Origin of the sequence: Micromonospora sp. NPDC053740, from assembly GCF_040677775.1 — a bacterium.
GTDB lineage: Bacteria > Actinomycetota > Actinomycetes > Mycobacteriales > Micromonosporaceae > Micromonospora > Micromonospora alfalfae.
The window spans coordinates 15,722-40,875 of the sequence record NZ_JBFASO010000019.1; the positions used below are offsets into that span (position 1 = coordinate 15,722).

Below are 25,154 nucleotides of genomic sequence, written 5' to 3' on the forward strand. Positions count from 1 at the left end.
AAGCCCAGCGCGAAGGTGCCTCATGACGGCACGCAGCGAAGCGGAGTGACGGCATGAGCGACCTGCTTAGTGGGCCGGTGGAGGCAGCCGCCGGGCTTTCCGTCTACGGCGCGGACGCGGTCGACAAGGCCGCGCCCGCCTCGACCCGGGACGCGCTGGTCAAGGCCGGCGTCCCGGGCAAGCTGGCGGGCAAGGACGCGAGCCTGTGGGGTCCGGACGCCGAGGCCGAGGCGAAGGTCCGGCTGGGCTGGGTGGACACCCACCGGCGCAGCCGCGAGCTGCTCGTCCAGTTGGCCGAGCTGACCGCGGAACTGGCCGACCTGGATCACGTGGTGCTCGCCGGCATGGGCGGCTCGTCGCTGGCGCCCGAGGTGATCACCCGGACGCTGGGCCGCCCGTTGACAGTGCTGGACACCACCGACCCGGGCCAGGTCCGGGCGGCGCTCGGTGACCGGCTGGAGCGCACGGTCGTGGTGGTGGCCAGCAAGTCCGGGTCGACTGTGGAGACCGACAGCCACCGGCGCGCGTACTGGCAGGCGTTCCTGGACGCCGGGATGACCGAGGCGGAGGCCGGCCGGCACTTCGTCATCGTCACCGACCCGGGTTCGCCGCTGGAGGCCACCGCGGCCGAGATGGGTGCGTTCACGGTGCTCGCCGACCCGAACGTCGGCGGCCGGTACTCGGCGCTCACCGCGTTCGGTCTGGTGCCATCGGCGTTGGCCGGGGTCGAGGTCGCTGAACTGCTCGACCAGGCCGACGCGCTGGCCACGTCGCTCGGCGCGGACCAGAACAACCCGGCGCTGGCGCTGGGCGCCGCCCTGGGCGCCGCGGCCACCCTCGCCCGGGACAAGGTCGCCCTGGTCTCCGACGGCACCGGCATCGACGGGCTCGGCGACTGGGCCGAGCAGCTGATCGCCGAGTCGACAGGCAAGGCCGGGGTGGGCATCCTCCCGGTGGTCGTCGAGTCTCCGCAGAGCCCCGGCGCCACCGGTGCGGACGTGCTGACCGTCAGCTACGGCGGCGCGCTGGCCCCCGGTGACATGCCGGGCGGCGGGGCGAACCCGGACGTGGCCGTCAACGGCCCGCTGGGCGCGCAGTTCCTGGCCTGGGAGTACGCCACAGCGGTTGCCGGTGTCGTGCTCGGCATCGACCCGTTCAACCAGCCGAACGTCACCGAGTCCAAGGAGAACACCAACAAGATCCTGGCCTCGGGCCTGCCGGCGGAGACGCCGTCGTTCACCGAGGGCGCGATCGAGGTGTACGCCCCGCAGGGCGCCCCCGGAGACCTGGCGGGTGTGCTGCGCTGGCTGCTCGACGGGCTGGGCGACGACGGTTACCTCGCGGTGATGGCGTACCTGGACCGGTTCGCCGACGCCGACGCGGCCCGGCTGCGGTCGCTGCTGGCGCAGGCGGGCGGCCGGCCGGTGACCTTCGGCTGGGGTCCGCGATTCCTGCACTCGACGGGCCAGTACCACAAGGGCGGCCCGCAGGTGGGCAGCTACCTCCAGGTGACCGGCGCGGTCGCCGAGGACCTGGCGGTGCCGGGCAAGCCGTACACCTTCGGTGAGTTGCAGGCGGCGCAGGCCGCCGGTGACCGGCAGGCTCTCGCTGGTCGGGAGCGGCCGGTGCTGCGACTGCACCTGACCGACCGTGCCACCGGTGTCGCCCAACTACTGGACGCGGCCGGTGATCTGCGGGCGTGAGGATGGACGACGTGACTGAAGCGGAGCGAGGAGGCGGTTCGGTGAACCCGCTGCGCGACCCGCAGGACCGCCGGTTGCCCCGGATCCCGGAGCCCTGCGCTCTGGTGATCTTCGGGGTGACCGGCGACCTGGCCCGCAAGAAGCTGCTCCCCGCGGTCTACGACCTGGCCAACCGGGGGCTGTTGCCGCCGGGCTTCGTGGTGCTCGGTTTCGCGCGCCGCGACTGGGGTGACGGCGACTTCGAGACGTTGGCCTGCGAGGCTGCCCGCAAGCACGCCCGTACCCCGTGGCGGGACGAGGTGTGGGCGCGGCTGGCCGGCAACATCAAGTTCGTCGGCGGGTCGTTCGACGACGACGACGCCTTCGACACCCTCGCCTCGACGCTTGACGATCTGCGTCAGACCCACGGCATCACCGGCAACGCGGCGTTCTACTTCTCCATCCCGCCGGCGGCGTTCCCCGTCGTGCTCAAGCAGCTGGCTCGAACCGGAATGGCCGACAACGACAAGTCCGGCGGTTGGCGCCGGGTCGTGGTGGAGAAGCCGTTCGGCAACGACCTGCCCTCGGCGAAGGCGCTCAACGACCTCGTCGACGACGTGTTCACCAGGCAGGACGTCTTCCGGATCGACCACTACCTGGGCAAGGAGACCGTTCAGAACATCCTCGCCCTGCGGTTCGCCAACAACCTGTTCGAGCCGCTGTGGAACTCCAAGTACGTCGACTCGGTGCAGATCACCATGGCGGAGGACGTCGGCATCGGCACCCGCGCCGGCTTCTACGACACCGTCGGCACCGCCCGCGACGTGCTCCAGAACCACCTACTCCAACTCCTCGCCCTGGTGGCGATGGAGGAGCCGACAAGCTTCGACGCCGACGAGATCCGGGCCGAGAAGCTGAAGGTGCTCAAGGCCATCACCCTGCCCAAGGACGTCGCACGGGACACCGTGCGCGGTCAGTACCTGCCGGGCTGGGTCGGCGGCGAGCGCGCTGTCGGTTACCTGGACGAGCGGGACGTCCCCGCCGACTCCACCACTGAGACGTACGTGGCGGTGCGGTTGGGCATCCAGAACCGCCGCTGGGCGGAGGTGCCGTTCTACATCCGGGCCGGCAAGCGGCTGCCCCGACGGGTCACCGAGGTCGCCATCATGTTCAAGAAGGCGCCGCACCTGCCGTTCAACGACGCCGACATGGAGTCGCTGGGCAACAACCAGTTGGTCATCCGGGTGCAGCCGGACGAGGGCGTGGTGCTCAAGTTCGGCTCGAAGGTGCCGGGCACGACGATGGAGGTCCGCGACATCGCGATGGACTTCCAGTACGGCGAGGCGTTCACCGAGTCCAGCCCCGAGGCGTACGAGCGTCTGGTGCTGGACGTGCTGATCGGCGACCGCACCCTGTTCCCGGACGCGGCCGAGGTCGAGCAGAGCTGGCAGGTGATCGACCCCCTGGAGCACGCCTGGGAGGGCACCACACCGGAGCCGTACCGGGCCGGCGAGTGGGGCCCCAGGGCCTCCGACGAGATGCTGGCCCGCGAGGGCCGCGCCTGGAGGAGAGCATGATCGGGTTGTGGGACACCACCGGCAACGAGGTGGTCAAGGCGCTCGCCGCCGAGCGGCGCAGCGCCGGCGGGGTGGCCAGCGGCATGGCGCTCACCCTCATCGTGGTCGTGGACGAGAAGCGGGTCCGGGAGGCGGAGGCTGCGGCGACGATCGCGGCCGCCGCGCACCCGTGTCGCCTCGTGGTGGTGGTCCGCTCGGAGATCGAGCGGGACCGCAACCGACTGGACGCGGAGATCGTGGTCGGTGGCCGGCTCGGCCCCTGCGAGGCCGTGGTCACCCGGATGTACGGCCGGTTGTCCCTGCACGCCGAGTCGGTGGTGATGCCGCTGCTCGTTCCCGACGTGCCGGTGGTGACCTGGTGGCACGGCGAGCCACCGGCGGAGATCGCCACCGACTTCCTCGGGGTGGTGGCCGACCGGAGGATCACCGACTCCGCGCAGGCCGCCGACCCGGTGGAGGCGCTGCGGCAGCGTGCCCGGGACTACGCCCCGGGCGACACCGACCTGGCGTGGACCCGGATCACCCCGTGGCGCACCCTGGTCGCCGGGGCGTTCGACACCACCAACGCCCAGGTCACCGAGGCGACCATCGTCGCGCCTCCCACCGACCCGACGGCGGCGCTGATGGCCGGTTGGCTGTCCAGCCGGCTCGGCATCACCCCACGCCGGGTGGACAGCAACGAGTTCCCTCGGATGCGGGAGGTGCAGCTCAGCTGCGCCAACGGCGACCAGCTGACGTTGACCCGCGAGGACAGCATGGCCGTGTTCCGGCGGACGGGCCAGGACGACAGGGCCCTGCCGCTGGTGCGCCGCCCGCTCGGCGACGAGCTGGCCGAGGAGCTGCGCCGGCTGGACGCCGACCAGGTGTACGCGGAGGCGCTGGGCGCGACGGTCGGGCTGCGAGGGCTGGAGCAGCGCCCCCCGCAGCGGGTCCACGTCTGGAAGGATCCGGCCACCGCGCAGCGCGCCGAGGCCGGGGTCACCGCGCACGCCGGCACGAGCGGCGAGGGCTGAGCCCAGCCGGGGCACAACGTCGGGCAGGGCCGGTACGCACCGGCCCTGCCCCGCAATGTCAGGGGTTCCTGCCCCTACCACCTCGGGCACACCGGCCCGGGGACGACAGCGACCGCCTCGCGGTCGGGAAACGAAGGCGCAACCATGAGTGAGGCGAGTGTCGCCGTGCACGCCGACGCCGACCTGCTGGCGCAGGCAGTGGCGGCCCGGTTGCTGGTGAAGCTGCTCGACGCCCAGGCCGACCGGGGCGAAGCCTCGGTGGTGCTCACCGGAGGTCGGGTCGCCGCGGCCGTGTACCGGGCGGTGGCGACGCTGCCGGCCCGCGACGCTGTCGACTGGTCCCGGGTCGACGTGTGGTGGGGTGACGAACGGTTCCTGCCCGCCGGTGATCCGGACCGCAACGAGACGCAGGCCCGCGCCGTCCTGCTGGACGTGGTGCCGCTGGATCCGGCCCGGGTGCACGCGATGCCGGCCTCGGACGGCCCGGCCGGCAACGACCCCGAGGCGGCCGCTGCGGCGTACGCGGAGGAACTGGCCCGCGCCGCCCGGCCCGGGCACGCCACAGTGCCGCACTTCGACGTGCTGATGCTGGGCGTCGGCGAGGACGGCCACGTGGCCTCGGTCTTCCCCGAGCACCCGGTGGGCTACGAGACCCGCCCGGTCAGCGCGGTGCGGGGCAGCCCCAAGCCGCCGCCGACGCGGACCACCCTCACCCTGTCGGCGATCAACACCGCCGAGGAGGTCTGGCTGGTGGCCGCCGGCGCCGACAAGGCTCGCGCTGTGGGTATGGCGTTGGCCGGCGCCGGGCCGGTGCAGTTGCCGGCGGCCGGCGTGCACGGCGTGAACCGCACCCGCTGGCTGCTGGACCGGGCTGCCGCTGCCGACGTGCCCGTCCGCCTGCGCAGTCTGCGCTGAGCGCGGGGAGGAGCCCGCTACTCGCCGCGTCGACGGCGTAGTGCGGCGAGCGCCTCGGCGAGCAGGGCCTCCCCCTCCTCGGCGGTGCGCCGCTCCTTCACGTACGCCAGGTGGCTTTTGTACGGTTCGGCGCGGACCCGACCCGGGGGGTTCTGGGCGTCTCGGCCGGCGGGTAGGCCACAGCGGGGGCAGTCCCACAGGGGTGGCGGTTCGACGTCCGCGGCGATCCTGATGTCGACCCGGTGGTCGTTACGGCACCAGTAGGTGACGTCCTGTCGGGGGGCGGGTTGGTGCCGCTCGTCCGGGCGCATCGGTGCGGACCCGACCCGGGCTCCCCGGATAACGTTGCCATTCGGCACGGCTGCTCGCTCCTGTCGTCGGAGGGGACCCGCCGTCTTCGGGGGTGGAGCGGCGGGCGACGCGGTGCAGCGGAGAAAAGCCTGCGCGCGGCCCGTCGAGTGACGAACCGCGCGCAGATTGTACGACTTGCTGAGCCTGCTCAGGTGCCGCTGTTCATTTGGAGGCGCAGCCAGAGCCCGAGGCCGACGATGGCGGCGAACCAGACGACGCTCACCAGAACGGTGTAGCGGTCCAGGTTTTTCTCCGCGACCGAAGAGCCAGCGAGGCTGGAGCTGACGCCACCGCCGAACATGCTCGACAGACCGCCACCCTTGCCACGGTGCAGCAGGATCAGCAGGGTGAGCAGAATGCTCGTGATGACCAGCAACACGATCAACGTGTATGCGAACCAGATCGGCATGGCTGGGGTCAGTTCCTCTCGTAGCGATCCTCGCCCGGTCTGATCGGGCACGGCGGCACCGACCGGCGGACGGGCGGTGTCAAGGATACCGAGCGATCAGCGGGCGAGGTGCTCCGGGAACCGGCAGATCTGAGCGAATTCCTCGGCGTCCAGGCTGGCGCCCCCTACCAGGCCCCCGTCCACGTCCGTTTGGGCCATGATCGAGGCGACGTTGGACGCCTTGACCGAGCCGCCGTAGAGGACCCGAACCTGGTCGGCGGTCTCCTGGTCGAAGCGTTCCGCCAGCCGCTGACGGACCGCCCCGCAGACCTCCTGGGCGTCGTCCGGGGTCGCGGTCTTGCCCGTGCCGATCGCCCAGACCGGCTCGTACGCGATCACGACCTGCCGCACCTGCTCGGGGGTGAGCCCGGCGAGGCCCCCGTCGAGCTGGTCGGAGCAGTGCGCAACGTGGGTGCCCTGCTCGCGAATGTCCAGCCCCTCCCCCACGCAGAGGATCGGCGTCAGGCCGTGCGTCAACGCCGCCTTGACCTTGGCGTTGACCAGCGCGTCGTCCTCGTTGTGGTAGGCCCGCCGCTCGGAGTGCCCGACCACCACGTAGGTGCAGCCGAGCTTGGCCAGCATCGGCCCGGAGATGTCCCCGGTGTACGCGCCGGACGCGTGCGGGGAGAGGTCCTGCCCGCCGTAGCCGATCAGCAGCTTGTCCCCGTCCACCGCGGTCTGCACGGTGCGCAGGTCGGTGAAGGGTGGCAGCACGACCGTCTCGACGGCGGTGAGCTGCTTTTCGGTGAGGCTCGCCGCCAGCTTCTGCACCAGCAGGTTGGCCTCGAGGTGGTTGAGGTTCATCTTCCAGTTGCCGGCCATCAGCGGCCGGCGGGTGGTGCTCGACATTCAGTTCTCCAGGGCCGCGATGCCGGGGAGGGTCTTGCCCTCGAGGTATTCCAGGGAGGCGCCACCACCGGTGGAGATGTGCCCGAAGGACGACTCGTCCAGCCCCAGGGCACGGACGGCCGCAGCGGAGTCACCGCCGCCGACGACGCTGAACGCGTCGGCCTTGGTGATCGCCTCGGCGATCCCCCGGGTGCCCGCCGCGAAGGCCGGCATCTCGAACACGCCCATCGGGCCGTTCCAGAAGATCGTCTTCGCCTGGGACAGCGCGGCGCTGAAGCCCGCCACCGTCTCCGGGCCGACGTCCAGGCCGAGCCGGTGGCTCGGGATGCCGTCGACCCGCACCGTGTCGTGCGCCGCGTCCGGAGCGAACGCGTCCGCGACCACCACGTCGACCGGCAGCATGATCTTGCCGCCGGACCGCTCCAGCAGGTTGCGGCAGGTGTCGACCATGTCCTTCTCCAGCAGCGAGGTGCCCACCTCCAGGCCCTGGGCCTTGAGGAAGGTGAAGCACATCCCGCCACCGATGAGCAGCCGGTCGACAGTGGGCAGCAGAGCCTCGATCACGGCGAGCTTGTCGGACACCTTCGACCCACCGAGCACCACCACGTACGGGCGCTCAGGGTCAGCGGTGAGCTTGGAGAGCACCTCGACCTCACGCAGCACCAGCCGGCCCGCGACGTGCGGCAACCGGGCCGGCACGTCGAAGACGCTGGCGTGCTTGCGGTGCACGGCGCCGAACGCGTCGTCCACGTACGCATCGCCGAACGCGGCGAGCTGATCGGCGAAGGCGCCCCGCTCCGCTTCGTCCTTGCTGGTCTCACCGGCGTTGAAACGCAGGTTCTCCAGAAGGGCGACCTGGCCGTCGGCCAGGTCCGCGACGGTGGAGCGGGCCGACTCACCCACGGTGTCGGTGGCGAAGTGCACCGGCGCGCCGAGCAGCTCACCGAGCCGCCCGGCGACCGGGCCCAGGCTGAACTGCGGGTCCGGAGCGCCCTTCGGGCGGCCCAGGTGCGAACAGACGACCACCTTCGCGCCGGCCTCGACCAGCGCGCCGAGAGTCGGCAGCACCGCGCGGATCCGGCCGTCATCAGTGATGGCACCGGTCTGCTTGTCGAGCGGGACGTTCAGGTCGGCGCGCACCAGCACGCGCCGACCCGACACCCCCTCGGCGAGCAGGTCGTCGAGGGTCCGGATGCTCACAGCGACGAACCGACCAGCTTGACGAGGTCGACCAGCCGGTTGGAGTAGCCCCACTCGTTGTCGTACCAGCCGACGACCTTGACCTGGTTGCCGACGACCTTGGTCAGCGGCGCGTCGAAGATGCACGACGCCGGGTCGGTCACGATGTCGGTGGAGACGATCGGGTCCTCGTTGTAGACCAGGATGCCCTTGAGCGGGCCGTCCGCGGCGGCCTTCAGCGCGGCGTTGACCTCGTCCACGGTGGTCTCGCGACCCACGTTGACGGTGAGGTCGGTGACCGAGCCGGTCGGGATCGGCACCCGCAGGGCGTACCCGTCGAGCTTGCCCTTGAGGTCCGGCAGGACCAGGCCGATCGCCTTGGCGGCACCGGTCGAGGTCGGCACGATGTTCAGCGCGGCGGCCCGGGCACGACGCAGGTCCGAGTGCGGCGCGTCCTGGAGGTTCTGGTCCTGGGTGTACGCGTGGATCGTCGTCATCAGACCGTGCTGGATGCCGAACGTGTCGTGCAGGACCTTCGCCATCGGGGCGAGGCAGTTGGTGGTGCACGAGGCGTTGGAGATGATGGTGTGCTTCGCCGGGTCGTAGGTGTCGTGGTTGACACCCATGACGACGGTGACGTCCTCGTTCTTCGCCGGGGCGGAGATGATGACCTTCTTGGCCCCGCCGTCGACGTGCGCCTTGGCCTTGGTGGCGTCGGTGAAGAAGCCGGTCGACTCGATGACGACGTCGGCGCCGACCTCGCCCCACGGCAGCTTCGACGGGTCCTTCTCGGCGTACGCCTTGATGGTCTTGCCACCGACGGTGATCTCGTCGGCGGTGGCCTTGACCTCGTACGGCAGGCGACCGAGGATGCTGTCGTACTTGAGCAGGTGGGCGAGCGTGCCGTTGTCGGTCAGGTCGTTCACCGCCACGACCTCGATGTCGGCGTCGGACGCCAGCACTGCCCGGAAGAAGTTACGGCCGATTCGGCCAAAGCCGTTGATGCCAACCCGGATGGTCACAGGTCCCATCTCCTCGCGTTCTGGTCCGCCGGCTTCAGACAACGGGCCGGCGGGAATGGTGTGCGCCGACCGTTGGAGCCGGCCGTCGACGGTTCATCTCGGCCACCCCGCCGCGCGGTCTGAGGACCTGACCGCCCGAGGCGGTGGGCACGACGAGAAGTGCCGGGTGTCGGCCCCCTTGCCGTACTCAGCGACCTTATCCGAGCGTGCGAGACCACGCTGCGCCGGGTCGTGCTCCCGGGCGCACCGTGCGGCCCCACCGTCCTATCAGACCACGAGCATGTCGGGCGTGACTGCCGCTTCGGTATCCGGGATGCCAAGGTCGCGGGCTCGCTTGTCGGCCAGCGCCAGGAGCCGGCGGATCCGCCCCGCGATGGCGTCCTTGGTCAGCGGGGGGTCGGCAAGGGCCCCCAACTCCTCCAGCGACGCCTGCCGGTGCTCCAGACGCAGCCGACCGGCGTCGGTCAGGTGGTTGGGCGCCTCTTCGGCGAGGATCTCCAGCGCACGGGTGACCCGGGCGGCGGCGGCGACCGCGGCCCGCGCCGAGCGGCGCAGGTTGGCGTCGTCGAAGTTGGCGAGCCGGTTGGCGGTGGCCCGCACCTCGCGGCGTACCCGGCGCTCCTCCCAGGCCAGCACGCTGGAGTGCGCGCCGATCCGGGTGAGCAGCGCGGCGATCGCGTCACCGTCCTTGACGACCACCCGGTCCACCCCGCGTACCTCGCGGTTCTTCGCGGTGATGCCGATGCGGCGGGCTGCGCCGACCAGCGCCAACGCCGACTCCGGCCCCGGGCAGGTGATCTCCAACGCGCTGGAGCGGCCCGGCTCGGTGAGCGAGCCGTGCGCCATGAACGCGCCCCGCCACGCGGAGACCGCGCAGCAGACGTTGGCCGCCACCACGTGCGGGGGCAGCCCACGCACCGGGCGACCCCGCACGTCGAGCAGGCCGGTCTGCCGCGCCAGGGCCTCGCCGTCCTTGACCACCCGCACGATGAAGTGGCTGCCCTTGCGCAGCCCACCGGAGGCCAGCACGTGGATCTCGCTGGGGTAGCCGTAGACCTCGGCGATCTCCCGCCGCAGCCGCCGGGCCACCGCCCCGGTGTCCAGTTCAGCCTCCACCACAACGCGGCCGGAGACGATGTGCAGCCCGCCAGCGAAGCGCAGCAGCGCGGCCATCTCCGCCCGCCGACAGCAGGGTTTGGGCACGTCGACCCGACTCAGCTCGTCCTTGACCGCGGCCGTCATCGCCATTGTGCGTCCCCTCACGGACCTGTTCCGGCGTGTCGCCGGAGATTACGTACGTGTCTAACGATCGGCACCCAGGACAGGCACCAGCGCGGCGCCCAGGGCAGCCGGATCATGGCGGGGAGTCCCGTCGACAACGGCGACGGGGGCGAGGACCAGGCGGGCACCCAGCGATTCTGCCGCACGTTCGACCGGTTCGGGGTCACCCACCGCCTTGGCATCGGCGAGCACAAGATCCACCTTGAGTTCGGGCAGGTACCAGTGCAGCGCCGCGAGATGATCGGCGACGGAGAGCCCGAGGGTCTCCTTCTCCGCGGCGAGGTTCAGCGTCACCAGCCGCCGGGCCGAGGTGGACACGATAGCGTCGGCCAACTGCGGCACCAGCAGGTGCGGAAGCACACTCGTGTACCAACTGCCCGGTCCGAAGATCAACCAATCGGCGGCCCGGATCGCCTCGATGGCCTCGGCGCACGCCGGTGGGGCGCTCGGCGTGAGACGCAACGACTCGACCCGCCCGGTGGTTACGGCCACCTGGTGCTGGCCACTGACAGTGCGCACCTCGTCCGGGTCGGCCGGGTCGGCACCGCGTACCCGCGCCTCGATGCCGACCGGTTGGCGGGACATCGGCAACACCCGGCCCACCGCGCCGAGCATCGCCCCGGCGTGCTCCAGCGCGGCCACCGGGTCGCCGAGCAGCTCCATGAGGCCGCAGAGCATCAAATTGCCCACCGCGTGCCCGGTCAGACCGTCGGTGCCGGCCGACGCCCCGTCGGTGCCACGCGGGGCTGTGCCGTCCCGGTCCGGGCCGCTCGCCGCCGGCCCCGGGCCGGTCCCGCCAGTTCCGGGTACGCCCACCGGTACGGCGGCGAAGCGGTGCTGGAACAGCCCGGCGCTGCGCCGGGTCGCCGGGTGGTCCCCGGCCAACGCCACCAGCGCCTGACGCAGGTCTCCCGGCGGTAGGCCACCCCGCTCGGCCCGCAGCCGACCACTGGAGCCACCGTCGTCACCCACCGTGACCACCGCTGTGATGTCGAGGTCGAGTTCGGGAGCGCAGTGGCGCAGCGCACGCAACGAGGCGGACAGGCCGTGCCCGCCGCCGAACGCCACCACCCGCCGGGCCGTCATTCCCGCCCCAGGTCGCGGTGCTGGGCGTTCGCCGCCAACCCGGAGTGACGCAGTCGGCTGGCCAACTCCTCGGCGATGGCCACGCTGCGGTGCTTGCCGCCGGTGCAGCCCACGGCGACCGTGAGGTACCGCTTGCCCTCCCGCTCGAAGCCGGTCGTGGTGGCGTTGACCAGGTCGGCGTACGAGGCGACGAAGGCGTCCGCGCCCTCCTGACCCAGCACGTACGCGCTCACCGCCTCCTCCCGCCCGGTGTGCTCACGCAGGTCCGGCACCCAGTACGGATTGGGCAGGAAGCGGGCGTCCAACACGAAATCAGCGTCCGGTGGCAGGCCGTACTTGAAGCCGAACGACAACACAGTCACCCGCAGCCGGCGGGCGTCCTCGCCGCCGAACAGCTCCTCGATGCGGCGCCGGAGCTGGTTGACGTTCAGGTGGCTGGTGTCGATGATCACGTCGGCCTGGTCACGGGCCTCCTCCAGCAGGCCGCGCTCCACGGCGATGCCGTCGGCCAGCCGCCCGTCACCCTGCAACGGATGCGAACGCCGAACGCTCTCGAACCGCCTGATCAGCACCTCGTCGTCGGCGTCGACGAAGACCACCCGGGGCGAGAATCCGCGCTCCTTGAGCTCCCGGATCGCCCCGGCCAGGTCCGTGGAGAAGGCCCGTGAACGCACGTCCAGCACCATGGCGGTACGACGGGCGGCGCCGCCCGCCTTGAACGCCAACTCGGCCATGTCCAACATCAGGGCCTGCGGCAGGTTGTCCACGACGTAGTAGCCGACGTTCTCCAACGCCCGGGCCACAGTGCTGCGGCCACCCCCGGAAAGGCCGGTGACCACCACCAGGGTGGTCTCCGACTCAGCCGCCACCTGCTCGTCATCAGCATCCGGGCCGTCGATCCGGTCACCGGCTGCGCGCGCCTCGCTCACCCGTACCCCCAAGCCGTGGCGCCGCGGCCGCCCTCGGCCGCGATTGGTCAATCAGCGACTCTATCCCGCCACCCGGTCGCGGCCCGGCACCCGTGGCCGGACGGCGGCCGCTGACCATTTCGACTGTCGCCCTCCCGACGCGGCGGCCACCGCCTTCCGCATGGGCAACAAGGCCCGCTACGCCGAGATCGTCGACATCGTGGTCGGGATGAAGGCCCCGCCGCGCGGCCTGGCCCACAGGTCCAGCCAGCCCGGCTGACCGCTCGCCCGTCCGGCCCACCCGACCCGGGTGCGCCGGACGGGCGCTGTCGGCGTCGGCTCGTAGACTCCCCGGATGGCTTCTCCCACCGACCTGCGTACCGCCTCCGACGCCCTGGACGTGCTGGGCCGGGTCTTCGGCTACGACGCGTTCCGTGGCTTCCAGCAGGACGTGATCGACCATGTGGTCGCCGGCGGCGACGCGCTGGTGTTGATGCCCACCGGTGGCGGCAAGTCCCTGTGCTACCAGATCCCGGCCCTGGTCCGCGACGGGGTCGCCGTCGTCGTGTCCCCACTGATCGCGCTCATGCAGGACCAGGTGGACGCCCTCACCGCGGTCGGCGTACGCGCCGGGTTCCTCAACTCCACCCAGACCCTCGACGCCCGGCGACGGGTCGAGGCCGCCTTCGTCGCCGGCGAACTGGACCTGCTCTACCTGGCCCCGGAGGCGCTCGGCGTCCGATCCACCCTCGCCCTGCTCGACCGGGGCCGCATCTCCCTGTTCGCGATCGACGAGGCGCACTGCGTGTCCCAGTGGGGGCACGACTTCCGCCCCGACTACCTCGCCCTGTCGATGCTGCACGAACGCTGGCCGCAGGTACCCCGCATCGCCCTGACCGCCACCGCGACCAGCGCCACCCGCACCGAGATCGCGACCCGGCTCAAACTCGACGACGCCCGGCACTTCGTTGCCAGTTTCGACAGGCCCAACATCCAGTACCGGATCGTGCCCAAGCGCGAACCCCGCAAACAGTTGCTGACCCTGCTGCGCGACGAGCACCCCGGCGACGCCGGCATCGTCTACTGCCTGTCCCGTGCCTCCGTCGACAAGACGGCGGAGTTCCTCACCGCCAACGGGGTCGCCGCGCTGCCGTACCACGCGGGGCTGGACGCCGGCACCCGCGCTCGCAACCAGCAGCGCTTCCTGCGGGAAGACGGCCTGGTCATGGTGGCCACCATCGCCTTCGGCATGGGCATCGACAAGCCCGACGTGCGGTTCGTCGCCCACCTCGACCTGCCCAAGTCCGTCGAGGGCTACTACCAGGAGACCGGCCGCGCCGGCCGGGACGGCCTGCCGTCCACCGCCTGGCTGGCGTACGGCCTTCAGGACGTGGTCCAGCAACGCAAGATGATCGAAACATCCGACGGGGACCTCGCCCACCGCCGCAACCTGGCCGCGCACCTGGACGCGATGCTCGCCCTCTGCGAGACGGTGCGCTGCCGGCGGGTCCAACTGCTCGAATACTTCGGCGAAACGACGACGGCCGCCTGCGGCAACTGCGACACCTGCCTCACCCCACCGGAGTCCTGGGACGGCACCGTCGCCGCCCAGAAGTTGCTCTCCGCCGTCTTCCGCCTCGACCGCGAACGCAACCAGCGCTTCGGCGCCGGGCACTGCATCGACATCCTGCTCGGCAAGCAGACCGACAAGATCAGCCAGTACGGTCACGACTCGCTGACCGTCTTCGGCATCGGCTCCGAGCACAGCGAGGCCGAGTGGCGGGGCGTCGTCCGGCAACTGCTCGCCGAAGGGCTCCTCGCCGTGGAGGGCGACTACGGCACGCTGGCGCTGACCGAGGCGAGCGCCGACGTCCTCGCTCGCCGCCGTACGGTCACCATGCGCCGCGAGCCGGAGAAACCGGCATCGAGCCGCTCATCGAAGCCGCGCGGCGCGTCCACAGTCGTGGCCGAGCTGACCCCGGCCGCCGCGTCGCTGTTCGAGCGCTTGCGGGCCTGGCGCGCGACCACCGCCAAGGAGCAGGGCGTCCCGGCGTACGTCATCTTCCACGACGCCACGCTGCGACAGATCGCCAGCGACGCGCCCAGCACGCTGGCTGACCTGGCCCGGGTCAGCGGGGTCGGCGAGAACAAACTCGCCAAGTACGGCGAGCACATCCTGGCCGTCCTCGCCACCGACTGAGGTCATGCCGAAGGGCCGGACCCTGTGGGGGTCCGGCCCTTCGGCGTGTGTGGGTGTGTGGGTGTGTGGGTGTCAGCTGGTGGCGTAGCCGCGGGTGGCGATCCAGTCGGCGAGGTGTTCGACGCTGATCTGGTAGGCGGCTTGGTTGGGGTCGGCGGAGTCGGCGATGGTGACGGTGGTGCCGTTGTCGTGGTAGCCGACGACGCTGATGTAGTGCCCGCCCTCGTAGGAGTGGCTCACGCCGTTGGTGTCGGTGCTGGTGCCGGCGATGTTGGCGACCACGGCCCTACCGTCGTCGACGGTGCGGACGATGTCGGCGCGCAGGGTGTCGGTCTGCTTGGCGTCGGCGTCGGGGGTGCTGATCTCCACCGACCGGTAGGCGTCGTTCTTACCGGTTTCCTTGTTCAGGACGGGGGTGATGTCGTTGATGGAGTTGGTGCCGGCCTCGGTGGTGCCCATTTCCTTGGCCATGTCGTCGACGTTGATGTTCTTACCCTGCACACTCAGGGCGTTACGGGTGGCGGCGGGGCCGCAGTAGTAGAAGTTCGGCTGGGCTTCGTAGCGCACGCCCAACTCCCGCTCGCCGTGGCCGGCCTTGCGGTCGGTCTGGGTTTGGGTGGCCGGCTTGGTGGTGGGTGCGGCGAAGGCGGTGGTGACGGGGCCGGCGATGGTGCCTGCGGTGAAGGCGAGGCCGGCGGCGGTCAGAGTGGTCTTACGGATCAGATCGGTACGCATGATGGCGTGCTCCTCTGCATCGGGGGTGTGCCCGCACCACCTCGGGGGGTGGGTGGTGGTGCGGGGAAAGTTCTTGCCCGGCGACCCGCAACGAGGGGTCGGCGTCGGGACAGGGTGTAACCGTTCGCGGTGGCGGGTCATTCCGCTTCCCGCGGGGGTTGGCCTACCTGCGGGGGGCGGCCGTTGTGGTGCTCGGCCGTGCGGGGATGCAACCGGGGCGGCCTGGCGGGTGTTCCCGGCGGCTGCCATGCCCGGCGGTTGTGGTGCTCGGCTGTGCGGGGGATGTAACCGGGCCGGCCTGCGGAGTGTTCCCGGCAGGCTGTCTCCGACGGGAGGGCCCGGCGGGGTCGGCGCACCATGACCCGGACTGTTGCGGTGGTCTGCCAGGTATAACGACCCGGCCCGGCCCACGATTCCGCCACGGGGGTGCCCCCGACCACCCGACACCAACGGTCAAACCCGACAAACCACCGACCCTGTCGGCCCGGCGAACCCCGACACGGCGGCCACACGACGTGATCCACTCGGGTTCACGGAAAACGCGGTGTCCGGCTGCCGGGGATGCCCCGACTTCATGAAACGCGAGTGGATCAAGCCGTTCTGTGCCGTACGCCCGCCCTAACCGGCCCGACGCGGCGGGACAGCGCCGGACGACGGGGCCGGACGAAACGCGGCCAAACCAAACGCCGCCAAACCAGACGGGGCTAGACGAGACGCGGCCAGACGAGACGCCGCCCGACCAAACGCCGCCCGACCAAAACGCCGCCAGACGAGACACTGCCCGGGCGGAGGCGCGGGGCGGAGCGTCGGGCGGACTGACCGACCAGGGGGAAGCGCATCCTACGGAACCCGGCGGCCCGCTAGATCGTGCTCGATCCAGGAAACAGGCCCCTCCCCACGCAATGAGGCCACTACATCCAGGAACGAGCACGATCATGCGGGGCGCGACCGCCCATCAAGGGGCGAGCGAGGACAGCCAACGTGAGCTGAGGGCCGCCTCCTGCCGGCCGGGCGGCCGGGCAGGCAGGCAGCCGGGCAGGCAGGCAGCCGGGCAGGCAGCCGGCGACAGTGCTCAGGTGCTCGGCTTCGCCTCGGCGCCGTCGCCGGCCTTCGTGTCCGTGTCCAGGGCGGCCAGGATCGCCTCGGCGGTGCGCCGACCCACACCAGGCACCTCGGTGATCTCTTCAACCGTTGCGGCCGACAGTCGCTTGAGCGAGCCGAAGTGCCGCAGCAGCGCCTTGCGACGCACCTCGCCCAGGCCGGGTACGTGGTCCAGCGCCGACTCGGTCATCCGCTTGGAGCGGCGCTGCCGGTGGAAGGTGATGGCGAACCGGTGGGCCTCGTCACGCACCCGTTGCAGCAGGTAGAGCCCTTCCGAGGTGCGCGGAAGGATGACCGGGAACTCGTCGTCCGGAAGCCACACCTCCTCCAGCCGCTTGGCCAGCCCGCACAGGGCCACGTCGTCGATGCCCAGGTCGGCGAGGGCCTGCGCGGCGGCCGCGACCTGTGGGGCGCCGCCGTCGACGACCACCAGTTGCGGCGGGTACGCGAATTTTCGTGGCCGGCCGGTGGTCGGATCGATCAGGACGCCGACCTGGGGCTCGGCCGCGTCCTGTGGGGCGGCCGTGTCGTCGGCCGACTCCACGCCCACCTCGCCCGTCTCGGCTCTCGCGTCGAGGTAGCGGGCGAAGCGGCGGCGGAGCACCTCTGACATCGCGGAGAGGTCGTCGGTGGCGCCCCGGACGATGAACCGCCGGTACTCGCTCTTGCGGGGCAACCCGTCCTCGAAGACCACCATGCTGGCGACCACGTCGGTGCCCTGGATCTGGGAGATGTCGAAACACTCGATGCGCAGCGGCGAGGTGCCCATGCCCAGCGCCTCGCTGATCTCGTCCAGTGCCTTGCCCCGGGTGGTCAGGTCGCCGGAGCGCTTGAGCTTGTGCCGGGCCAGCGCGTCCTTGGCGTTGCGCTCCACCGTCTCCATCAGTGAGCGTTTGTCGCCACGCTGCGGCACCCGCAGCGACACCCGACTGCCCCGGTGGTTGGAGAGCCACTCGGCCAGCGCGTCGGCGTCCGCGGGCAGCTCGGGGACCAGCAGTTCCCGAGGCACGTCGGCTTCGCCGTGCTCGCCGCCGTACACCTGGGTGCAGAAGTGGTGCACCAGGTCCCCGGTGGTCAGGTCCTCGGTCTTCTCCACCACCCAACCGCGCTGGCCACGGACCCTGCCGTCGCGGACGTGGAAGACCTGCACAGCCGCCTCGAGCGGGTCGTCGGCGAACGCGACGACGTCCGCGTCGGTGCCGTCGCCGAGCACCACTGTCTGCTTCTCCATGGCCCGGCGCAGCGCGGCCACGTCGTCGCGCAGCCGGGCGGCCCGCTCGAACTCCAGCTGCTCGCTCGCCTCGGTCATCTCACGTTCGATCTTGCGGACCATGGTGTCGGTGCGCCCGGCCATGAAGTCGCAGAACCCGTCGACGATGGCCCGGTGTTCGTCGGCGGAGACGGTGCCGACGCACGGCGCCGAGCACTTGCCGATGTAGCCCAGCAGGCAGGGACGACCGACCTGGCCGGCCCGCTTGAACACCCCGGCGGAGCACGTCCGCGCGGGGAAGACCCGCAGCAGCAGGTCGAGGGTCTCCCGGATGGCCCAGGCATGCGAATAGGGACCGAAGTAACGCACGCCCTTGCGCTTGGCGCCGCGCATCACCTGGAGCCGGGGGTACTCCTCGTCGAGGGTGACGGCGAGATAGGGGTACGACTTGTCGTCGCGGTAGCGGACGTTGAACCGGGGGTCGTACTGCTTGATCCAGGTGAACTCCTGCTGGAGCGCCTCGACCTCGGTGCCGACGGTGATCCAGTCCACCGACTCGGCGGTAGTGACCATCTGCCGGGTGCGCTCGTGCAGGTTCCAGACGTCGCCGAAGTAGGAGTTGAGTCGGCTGCGCAGATTGCGCGCCTTGCCGACGTAGATCACTCGGCCGGTGCCGTCGCGAAAGCGGTAGACCCCCGGTAGCTCCGGGATGGTGCCGGGTGCGGGGCGGTAGGTCGAGGGGTCAGCCACGCCGACAAGCCTAGTCCGCAGCACCGACAGCCCACCGCAGGCGTGATCCACTCGGCGCCCCGGAAGCCGGGGTGTCGGCACACCGCTGACACACCGACTTCCGAGACGTGAGTCGATCCTGCGACGTCGGGCCGACCGGCCGCTCAGCGTGCGGCCGGGCCAGCCCGCCGGCTCCGCTTCGGATCAGGCCAGCGAGATCTGGTCGCCGGTGACCTTGATGTCCTTGGGTGGCAGCGGCTTGGTGGCCGGGCCGGCCTTCACCGAGCCGTCCTCGATCGAGAACTTGCTGCCGTGGCAGGTGCAGTTGATGGTGCCGCCGTCGACGTTGGTCACCGGGCAGTTCTGGTGCGTACAGATCGGGCTGAAGCCCTTGAACTGACCGGCCGTGGGCTGGGTGATGACCACACCTTCGGCGGCGAGGACCTTGCCCCCTCCGACCGGGATGTCGGCGGTGGTGGCCAACGACTGGGCGTTCTGCCGGTCGCCGCCGCCGGCGTCACCGGTGCTGGGCACTGCGGGGCCACCACTGGTGGGTGCGCCGCTGCCGCTGCCGCCGTCGTCGCTGCCGCAGGCAGCCAGGACGACGGCCGCGCCGACCGCCCCGACGCCGGTGAGCAGGGTACGACGTGTCTGCGTACCCGGACCGGTCAGCGCCTGATCGTCACTCATGCCTCGCCTCTCTCTAGCCCGCTGCCGGTCGATAGCCGGCCACACTTCTCCACACGGGCAACTGTGCCGGATGGTTCATCTCGGTACTCGTCCGACCCGGCAAATGGGGCGGGGCGGGTCGTCAACCGACCCGCCCCGCCCCGCGAACACGCACAGAAGGATCAGCGTGCGGCGGCCGGCACCTTACGGCTGGCCCGCGCCTTGGTCACGCCGTTGGCCTTGGCGGCCCGGGTGGTGGCGGCAGCCGCACCCTTGGCCTTGCCGTCGAGCTTGAGCACCTGGCGCAGGAACTCGCCGGTGTGGCTCTCGGCCACCTCGGCGACCTCCTCGGGGGTGCCGGTGGCGAGCACGGTGCCGCCCCGGTGGCCACCCTCGGGACCCATGTCGATCAGCCAGTCCGCGGTCTTGATCACGTCGAGGTTGTGCTCGATCGTGATCACCGTGTTGCCCTTGTCGACCAGCCCTTCCAGCACCATCAGCAGCTTGCGGATGTCCTCGAAGTGCAGACCGGTGGTCGGCTCGTCGAGCACGTAGACCGTCCGCCCGGTGGAGCGCTTCTGCAGCTCGGAGGCGAGCTTGACCCGCTGCGCCTCACCGCCGGAGAGGGTCGGCGCGGGCTGACCGAGGCGGACGTAGCCCAGGCCGACGTCGACCAGGGTCTTCAGGTGCCGGTGGATGGCCGGGATGGCGGAGAAGAACTCGGCGGCCTCCTCGATCGGCATCTCCAGCACGTCCGAGACGGTCTTGCCCTTGTAGTGCACCTCAAGGGTCTCCCGGTTGTACCGGGCGCCCTTGCAGACCTCGCATGGGACGTACACGTCGGGGAGGAAGTTCATCTCGATCTTGATGGTGCCGTCACCCGAGCACGCCTCGCAGCGCCCGCCCTTGACGTTGAAGGAGAACCGCCCCGGGCCGTATCCGCGCACCTTCGCCTCGGTGGTCTCGGCGAAGAGCTTGCGGACGTGGTCCCAGACGCCGGTGTAGGTGGCCGGGTTGGAGCGCGGTGTCCGGCCGATCGGCGACTGGTCCACGCCGACGACCTTGTCCACGTGCTCCAGCCCGGAGACCCGGGTGTGCCGGCCGGGCACCAGGCGGGCGCCGTTGATCTGGTTGGCCAGCACCGCGTACAGGATGTCGTTGACCAGCGTCGACTTGCCCGAGCCGCTGACCCCGGTGACAGCGATCAGCTGGCCCAGCGGGAACGAGACGGTCAGGTTGCGCAGGTTGTGCTCGCGCGCGCCGTGCACCACCAGCTCGCGGGCCGGGTCCTGCGGGCGGCGGCCCGTCGGCGTGGGGATCGACCGCCGACCGGACAGGTACGCCCCGGTGATCGACTCCTTGTTCTTCAGCAGCGCCGGCACCGAGCCGCTGTGCACGATCTTGCCGCCGTGCTCACCCGCGCCGGGCCCGATGTCGACGATCCAGTCGGCGGTGCGGATGGTGTCCTCGTCGTGCTCCACCACGATCAGCGTGTTGCCGAGCCCGCGCAGCCGGATCAAGGTCTCGATCAGCCGGTGGTTGTCGCGCTGGTGCAGCCCGATCGACGGCTCGTCGAGCACGTAGAGCACGCCCACCAGGCCGGAGCCGATCTGGGTGGCCAGCCGGATGCGCTGTGCCTCACCGCCGGAGAGCGTGCCGGCCGGGCGGTCCAGGGAGAGGTAGTCCAGGCCGACGTCGAGCAGGAACCGCAGCCGGGCGTTGATCTCCTTGAGGACGCGCTCGGCGATCATTTTCTGCCGGTCGGTCAGCTCGATGCCGGCGAGCAGGTCGGCGCACTCCCCCACGGACAGGTTGCAGACCTCGGCGATGCTCTTGCCGGCCAGCGTGACCGCGAGCACCTCGGGCTTGAGCCGAGCACCGCCGCACGCCGCGCACGGCACGTCGCGCATGTAGCCCTCGTACTTGTCGCGGGACCACTCGGACTCGGTGTCGGAGTGCCGGCGCTCGATCCACTGCACCACGCCCTCGAAGCCGGTGTAGTAGGAGCGCTCACGGCCGTACTTGTTGCGGTAGCGCACGTGCACCTGGTCGTCGGAGCCGTGCAGGATCGTCTTCTGCGCCCGCGCCGGCAACGCCCGCCACGGGGTGTCGATGTCGAAGTGCTGGGCCTCGCCGAGCGCCTCCAGCAGGCGCAGGAAGTATTCCAGGTTGTGCCCGGTGGACCAGGGTTGGATGGCGCCCTCACGCAGGCTGCGCTCCGGGTCGGGGACCAGCAGCTCCGGGTCGACCTCCTTCTTGGTGCCCAGGCCGGTGCACTCCGGGCAGGCGCCGTAGGGGGCGTTGAAGGAGAAGACCCGAGGCTCGAGATCCTCGATGGCCAGTGGGTGGTCGTTGGGGCAGGCCAGGTGTTCGGAGTAGCGGCGCTCGCGGTCCGGGTCGTCCTCGGGAAGGTCGACGAAGTCGAGCAGAACCAGGCCGCTGGACAGGCCCAGGGCGGCCTCGACCGAGTCGGTGAGCCGCTGCTTGGCGCTCGGCTTGACGGTGAGCCGGTCGATCACCACCTCGATGGTGTGCTTCTCCTGCTTCTTGAGCTTCGGCGGCTCGGTCAGCGGGTGCACCACGCCGTCGACCCGGGCCCGGGCGTAGCCCTTGGCCTGGAGCTCGGCGAAGAGGTCCACATATTCGCCCTTGCGGCCACGGATCACTGGGGCGAGCACCATGAACTTGGTGCCCTCGACCATGGCCAGGACCCGGTCGACGATCTGCTGCGGGCTCTGCCGGGAGATGCGCTCACCACAGACCGGGCAGTGCGGCTCACCGATGCGGGCGTAGAGCAGACGCAGGTAGTCGTAGACCTCGGTGATGGTGCCGACGGTCGAGCGCGGGTTGCGCGAGGTGGATTTCTGGTCGATCGAGACGGCCGGGCTCAGGCCCTCGATGAAGTCGACGTCTGGCTTGTCCATCTGGCCGAGGAACTGCCGGGCGTACGACGAGAGCGACTCGACGTAGCGGCGCTGCCCCTCGGCGAAGATCGTGTCGAAGGCCAGGCTCGACTTGCCCGACCCGGACAGCCCGGTGAACACGATGAGTGCGTCCCGGGGCAGGTCGAGACTGACGTCACGCAGGTTGTGCTCGCGCGCGCCACGGATGATCAGTCGGTCGGCCACAGTGCGTGTACTCCCGGGAGAAGATGAAGCGAAGGATTCGTCCCGCTCTGGGTGGTCTTGAGCGGTCGTGCGGGCGCGGAAAACACGCCTCGGCAACTCTAGCCCCGAGGTATGACAGTTTCCCCCGCCCGCACATTCCCCCAGCTCAGCCCGGTCGGCCGCCCCGCCCGCAAGCCCTGTCTGCCGTGCGCCGGCGGGCCATGTCGACAGTGCGCCCGCAAGCCACGTCGGCCGTGCGCCGGCGGGCGCCCGGTCAGTAGCCGCCGGGCGCCGGCGGACGCGCGGCCCGACGCCGGGCCGAACGCCACCCTCCGCGTCGCTCCGCCGCCACCCGGGCCTCCCGTCGTCGGCTCTCGTGGGCCACCTCACCCTGCAGCCGCCGCCAGCTCTCCCACCGACGGGTGGAGAGCTCGCCGGTGTGCAGCGCCTCCCGGACCGCGCAGGACGGCTCGCCGTCGTGGCCGCAGTCGGCGTACCGGCAGCCTTCGGCCAGCCCGGCGATGTCGGCGAACGCCCGGTCGAGGCCGGCCGCGCCGTCCAGCAGGCCGACCGCCCGGACACCGGGCGTGTCGATCACCGCACCGCCACCCGGGATGGGTACGAGGGCCCGCCAGGTGGTGGTGTGCCGACCCTTGCCGTCCACCCGCCGGATCGACTGGGTGGGCATCATCACCGCCCCGACGAGGGCGTTGACCAGGCTCGACTTGCCCGCACCGGACGGACCGAGCAGGCCGAGCGTGCAGCCGGGCGTCACCTCGGCGCGCAGCGGTTCCAGCCCGAGGCCTCGTTCGGCGCTGACCGGCAGCACCGGCACCCCGGGGGCGACCGCGGCCAACTGGCGGGCCAGCGCGGCCGGGTCGGCCGCGAGATCCGCCTTGGTCAGTACGACAAGCGGCCGGGCGCCGGACTCGTGGGCCAGGGAGAGCAGCCGCTCGATCCGGCCCACGTCCGGCTCGGGGTGCACCGGCTCCACCACGGCGGCGGCGTCGAGGTTGGCGGCCAGCACCTGACCGCTGGCGTCCTTGCCGGCGGTACGCCGGATCAGCGCGCCCCGTCGCGGCAGCACCGCCTCCACGGTCACGCGGCGGTCCGGCCAGTGGGTGAGCAGCACCCAGTCCCCTGCGCAGGGCAGCGCGGACGGGTCCCGTGCGGCGACGGTCAGCACCGCCCCACCCAGGCTGGCCCGGACCGGGCCGACTGCGGTGAGCACTGTGCAGACCCCCCGGTCCACCCGGGCCACCCGACCCGGCTGGTGCTCACCGCGGCGCGCGGCGTACGCCGTCCGCTCGGCGTCCCAGCCGAGGGCGGTCAGATCGATCGTCATGGCATCCTCATCGGTGTCGAAGCTGGTGATGGCGGAACACGCGTGCCACGTCCGGCATGATCACCACCTCCGTCCGATGTCCCGGTGCCGCGTCTGCCGCTGACGGTAGGTCGCGCGTCGACGCGCCGAAAGCGATTTCCCCGGCGACGGCGCGACGGCGGACCGCTAGGGTCGACGGGTGACAACGGATCCGCTGTTGCTGATGGGCGAGGTGGACGCGGCCACCAGCCGACTACTGCGTACCGCCGCTTCTTTCGACGCCGCGGACCTGGCCGGCGCGTCGCTGCTGCCGGGCTGGACGCGTGGCCACGTGCTGGCGCATGTGGCGCGCAACGCCGACGGCTTCGTCAACCTGCTCACCGCGGCCCGCACGGGGGCGGCGCTGCCGATGTACGCCTCGCTGGACGCCCGCAACGCGGACATCGAAGCCGGTTCGAGTCGGGAACCGGCCGCGCACCTGGACGACCTGCGACGCACGGCGGACCTGTTCTCCGAGGCGGTCGCGGCGATGCCGGCCGATGCCTGGGCGGCGACTGTGCAGGCGCGTAAGGGCCCCTGGCCGGCGGCGCTGCTGGTTTGGGGTCGGCTGCGGGAGATCGAGGTGCACCACCTCGATCTGGCCGCCGACTACCGGGCCGCGGACTGGTCGGAGACGTTCGCCCACCGTCTGCTGCGGGAGGCGGCCAGTCATCACGCCATGGGGCCGACACCGCCCTCGATGGTGCTGCGCCTCGACGGCAGCGAGCATGAGGTGGTGATCGGGGAGCGCGTGGACGCCCCGATCGTCGCCGGCCCCGCCCCCGACCTCGCCGCCTGGCTGATCGGCCGCGCCGACGGCTCCCCGCTCTCCGTCACCCCTGACGGTCCCCTGCCTACTCCACCGGAATGGATATAGAAACGTCATGACATACAGCGGAGACGTCACGCACGGCGGCGCACCGGCGGTCCGGGAGCTGGACGGGCTGACCATCAGCAAGCTGTCGGTGGGTCCGATGGACAACAACGCCTACCTGCTGCGCTGCACGGGCACCGGTGATCAGGTGCTGATCGACGCCGCCAACGAGGCGCCGCGGCTGCTCGAACTGATCGGTGACGGTGGGCTCACCGCTGTGGTGACGACCCACCAGCACATGGATCACTGGGTCGCGCTGGAGGAGGTCGTCGCCAAGACCGGCGCCCGGGCGTTGGTGCACGCCGATGACGCGTCGGGGTTGCCGATCGAGGCGGAGCGGCTGGCCGACGGCGACACGGTGGCGATCGGCGACTGCGCGCTGGAGGTCATCCACATCAAGGGGCACACCCCGGGTTCGATCGCGCTGCTCTACCGCGACCCGTCCGGAACCCCGCACCTCTTCACCGGCGACAGCCTCTTCCCGGGTGGGGTGGGCAACACCGACAAGGACCCGGAGCGCTTCGCGGCGCTGATCGCCGACGTCGAGCACAAGCTGTTCGACCAACTCCCGGACGACACCTGGTTCTACCCGGGCCACGGCAAGGACAGCACCCTGGGCGCCGAGCGCCCCGCCCTCCCCCAGTGGAAAGCCAGAGGCTGGTAACCCCACCCCAAACAGAGGACCCAACGTCGACCAGGAACCACCAAGATCAAAACCCGGCGGCGTAGGCGGCACCCCCGCACGGATCGGAACCACGACGGGGGCGGGGGGGGCGGGCCCCCCGGGGGGGGGGGGGAGCGGGGGGCCCCGGGGGGCGGGGGGGGGGGGCGGCGGGCCGCCCCCCCCCCCCCCCC

General features: G+C 71.3%; 20 protein-coding genes. 7 read left to right on the plus strand and 13 right to left on the minus strand.

Going from position 1 to position 25,154, the window contains the following annotated elements; all coding sequences use genetic code 11:
* Positions 1-53 precede the first annotated feature (53 nt).
* The 4 genes from AB0K35_RS33710 (at position 54) to pgl (ending at position 5,187) form a co-directional block, all read left to right on the plus strand.
* Positions 54-1,703, plus strand: a complete 1,650-nt coding sequence (locus AB0K35_RS33710) for a glucose-6-phosphate isomerase (RefSeq protein ID WP_363890618.1) — start codon at positions 54-56, stop codon at positions 1,701-1,703.
* A gap of 2 nt (positions 1,704-1,705) precedes the next feature.
* Entirely contained in the window at positions 1,706-3,259 is a 1,554-nt protein-coding gene (zwf, locus tag AB0K35_RS33715) for a glucose-6-phosphate dehydrogenase (RefSeq protein ID WP_238668363.1), read from the plus strand.
* On the plus strand, positions 3,256-4,272 hold the full coding sequence (locus tag AB0K35_RS33720; RefSeq protein ID WP_238668362.1) for a glucose-6-phosphate dehydrogenase assembly protein OpcA: 1,017 nt from the start codon (positions 3,256-3,258) through the stop codon (positions 4,270-4,272). The genes zwf and AB0K35_RS33720 overlap by 4 nt, the downstream gene beginning before the upstream one ends.
* A gap of 144 nt (positions 4,273-4,416) precedes the next feature.
* Positions 4,417-5,187 carry a 6-phosphogluconolactonase gene (gene pgl, locus AB0K35_RS33725; RefSeq protein ID WP_363890620.1) on the plus strand — a complete coding sequence of 257 codons (771 nt, stop codon included), beginning with the start codon at positions 4,417-4,419 and terminating at the stop codon, positions 5,185-5,187.
* A gap of 17 nt (positions 5,188-5,204) precedes the next feature.
* Here pgl and AB0K35_RS33730 read toward each other — a convergent pair whose 3' ends face one another.
* From AB0K35_RS33730 to rapZ, 8 genes are all read right to left on the minus strand, one after another.
* Positions 5,205-5,546, minus strand: a complete 342-nt coding sequence (locus AB0K35_RS33730; RefSeq protein ID WP_124853953.1) for an RNA polymerase-binding protein RbpA — start codon at positions 5,544-5,546, stop codon at positions 5,205-5,207.
* Between the two features lie 140 nt (positions 5,547-5,686).
* Positions 5,687-5,947, minus strand: a complete 261-nt coding sequence (gene secG / locus AB0K35_RS33735) for a preprotein translocase subunit SecG (protein WP_238668369.1) — start codon at positions 5,945-5,947, stop codon at positions 5,687-5,689.
* Between the two features lie 96 nt (positions 5,948-6,043).
* Positions 6,044-6,835, minus strand: a complete 792-nt coding sequence (gene tpiA / locus AB0K35_RS33740; protein ID WP_238668360.1) for a triose-phosphate isomerase — start codon at positions 6,833-6,835, stop codon at positions 6,044-6,046.
* Positions 6,836-8,035 (minus strand): phosphoglycerate kinase, encoded by a 1,200-nt coding sequence (locus AB0K35_RS33745; protein WP_238668359.1) that lies wholly within the window; start codon positions 8,033-8,035, stop codon positions 6,836-6,838.
* Entirely contained in the window at positions 8,032-9,036 is a 1,005-nt protein-coding gene (gene gap, locus AB0K35_RS33750) for a type I glyceraldehyde-3-phosphate dehydrogenase (protein ID WP_088988543.1), read from the minus strand. Before gap ends, AB0K35_RS33745 begins: the two co-directional genes overlap by 4 nt.
* 267 nt (positions 9,037-9,303) lie before the next feature.
* Positions 9,304-10,284 carry a DNA-binding protein WhiA gene (gene whiA / locus AB0K35_RS33755; RefSeq protein ID WP_030491583.1) on the minus strand — a complete coding sequence of 327 codons (981 nt, stop codon included), beginning with the start codon at positions 10,282-10,284 and terminating at the stop codon, positions 9,304-9,306.
* Between the two features lie 54 nt (positions 10,285-10,338).
* Positions 10,339-11,403 carry a 2-phospho-L-lactate transferase CofD family protein gene (locus AB0K35_RS33760; protein WP_238668358.1) on the minus strand — a complete coding sequence of 355 codons (1,065 nt, stop codon included), beginning with the start codon at positions 11,401-11,403 and terminating at the stop codon, positions 10,339-10,341.
* On the minus strand, positions 11,400-12,302 hold the full coding sequence (gene rapZ, locus AB0K35_RS33765; RefSeq protein ID WP_363890638.1) for an RNase adapter RapZ: 903 nt from the start codon (positions 12,300-12,302) through the stop codon (positions 11,400-11,402). The genes AB0K35_RS33760 and rapZ overlap by 4 nt, the downstream gene beginning before the upstream one ends.
* A 364-nt stretch (positions 12,303-12,666) precedes the next feature.
* Here rapZ and recQ point away from each other — a divergent pair, with 364 nt between their 5' ends.
* A complete protein-coding gene (recQ, locus tag AB0K35_RS33770) occupies positions 12,667-14,511 on the plus strand; it encodes a DNA helicase RecQ (RefSeq protein WP_238668357.1) in 1,845 nt (614 codons plus the stop codon).
* A 72-nt stretch (positions 14,512-14,583) separates the two neighbouring features.
* Here the strand turns inward: recQ and AB0K35_RS33775 are convergent, their stop codons facing one another.
* From AB0K35_RS33775 to rsgA, 5 genes are all read right to left on the minus strand, one after another.
* A complete protein-coding gene (locus AB0K35_RS33775) occupies positions 14,584-15,246 on the minus strand; it encodes a C39 family peptidase (protein WP_363890625.1) in 663 nt (220 codons plus the stop codon).
* Between the two features lie 1,072 nt (positions 15,247-16,318).
* A complete protein-coding gene (gene uvrC, locus AB0K35_RS33780; protein ID WP_238672199.1) occupies positions 16,319-18,307 on the minus strand; it encodes an excinuclease ABC subunit UvrC in 1,989 nt (662 codons plus the stop codon).
* Between the two features lie 183 nt (positions 18,308-18,490).
* On the minus strand, positions 18,491-18,976 hold the full coding sequence (locus AB0K35_RS33785) for a Rieske (2Fe-2S) protein (RefSeq protein WP_238672200.1): 486 nt from the start codon (positions 18,974-18,976) through the stop codon (positions 18,491-18,493).
* 161 nt (positions 18,977-19,137) lie between these two features.
* Positions 19,138-22,083, minus strand: coding sequence for an excinuclease ABC subunit UvrA (uvrA, locus tag AB0K35_RS33790; RefSeq protein ID WP_363890629.1), 2,946 nt, complete (start codon positions 22,081-22,083; stop codon positions 19,138-19,140).
* Between the two features lie 253 nt (positions 22,084-22,336).
* Positions 22,337-23,407, minus strand: a complete 1,071-nt coding sequence (gene rsgA, locus AB0K35_RS33795) for a ribosome small subunit-dependent GTPase A (protein ID WP_363890632.1) — start codon at positions 23,405-23,407, stop codon at positions 22,337-22,339.
* 178 nt (positions 23,408-23,585) lie between these two features.
* Between rsgA and AB0K35_RS33800 the strand changes: the two genes are divergently transcribed.
* Both AB0K35_RS33800 and AB0K35_RS33805 read left to right on the plus strand, forming a co-directional pair.
* Complete coding sequence (locus AB0K35_RS33800) at positions 23,586-24,302, plus strand: maleylpyruvate isomerase family mycothiol-dependent enzyme (protein WP_363890634.1); 717 nt, start codon at positions 23,586-23,588, stop codon at positions 24,300-24,302.
* 7 nt (positions 24,303-24,309) lie between these two features.
* Entirely contained in the window at positions 24,310-24,963 is a 654-nt protein-coding gene (locus tag AB0K35_RS33805) for an MBL fold metallo-hydrolase (protein WP_238672203.1), read from the plus strand.
* The last annotated feature ends 191 nt before the right edge of the window (positions 24,964-25,154 follow it).

What these genes read in the sequence shown, in the direction of transcription:
- AB0K35_RS33720 (WP_238668362.1), top strand. Translation starts at nt 3,256, where the DNA reads ATGATCGGGTTGTGGGACACCACCGGCAACGAGGTGGTCAAGGCGCTC.
- secG (WP_238668369.1), bottom strand. Translation starts at nt 5,947, where the DNA reads ATGCCGATCTGGTTCGCATACACGTTGATCGTGTTGCTGGTCATCACG.
- AB0K35_RS33775 (WP_363890625.1), bottom strand. Translation starts at nt 15,246, where the DNA reads ATGCGTACCGATCTGATCCGTAAGACCACTCTGACCGCCGCCGGCCTC.
- AB0K35_RS33785 (WP_238672200.1), bottom strand. Translation starts at nt 18,976, where the DNA reads ATGAGTGACGATCAGGCGCTGACCGGTCCGGGTACGCAGACACGTCGT.
- recQ (WP_238668357.1), top strand. Translation starts at nt 12,667, where the DNA reads ATGGCTTCTCCCACCGACCTGCGTACCGCCTCCGACGCCCTGGACGTG.
- AB0K35_RS33805 (WP_238672203.1), top strand. Translation starts at nt 24,310, where the DNA reads ATGACATACAGCGGAGACGTCACGCACGGCGGCGCACCGGCGGTCCGG.
- zwf (WP_238668363.1), top strand. Translation starts at nt 1,706, where the DNA reads ATGGACGACGTGACTGAAGCGGAGCGAGGAGGCGGTTCGGTGAACCCG.
- whiA (WP_030491583.1), bottom strand. Translation starts at nt 10,284, where the DNA reads ATGGCGATGACGGCCGCGGTCAAGGACGAGCTGAGTCGGGTCGACGTG.
- tpiA (WP_238668360.1), bottom strand. Translation starts at nt 6,835, where the DNA reads ATGTCGAGCACCACCCGCCGGCCGCTGATGGCCGGCAACTGGAAGATG.
- pgl (WP_363890620.1), top strand. Translation starts at nt 4,417, where the DNA reads ATGAGTGAGGCGAGTGTCGCCGTGCACGCCGACGCCGACCTGCTGGCG.
- AB0K35_RS33760 (WP_238668358.1), bottom strand. Translation starts at nt 11,403, where the DNA reads ATGACGGCCCGGCGGGTGGTGGCGTTCGGCGGCGGGCACGGCCTGTCC.
- rsgA (WP_363890632.1), bottom strand. Translation starts at nt 23,407, where the DNA reads ATGACGATCGATCTGACCGCCCTCGGCTGGGACGCCGAGCGGACGGCG.
- AB0K35_RS33710 (WP_363890618.1), top strand. Translation starts at nt 54, where the DNA reads ATGAGCGACCTGCTTAGTGGGCCGGTGGAGGCAGCCGCCGGGCTTTCC.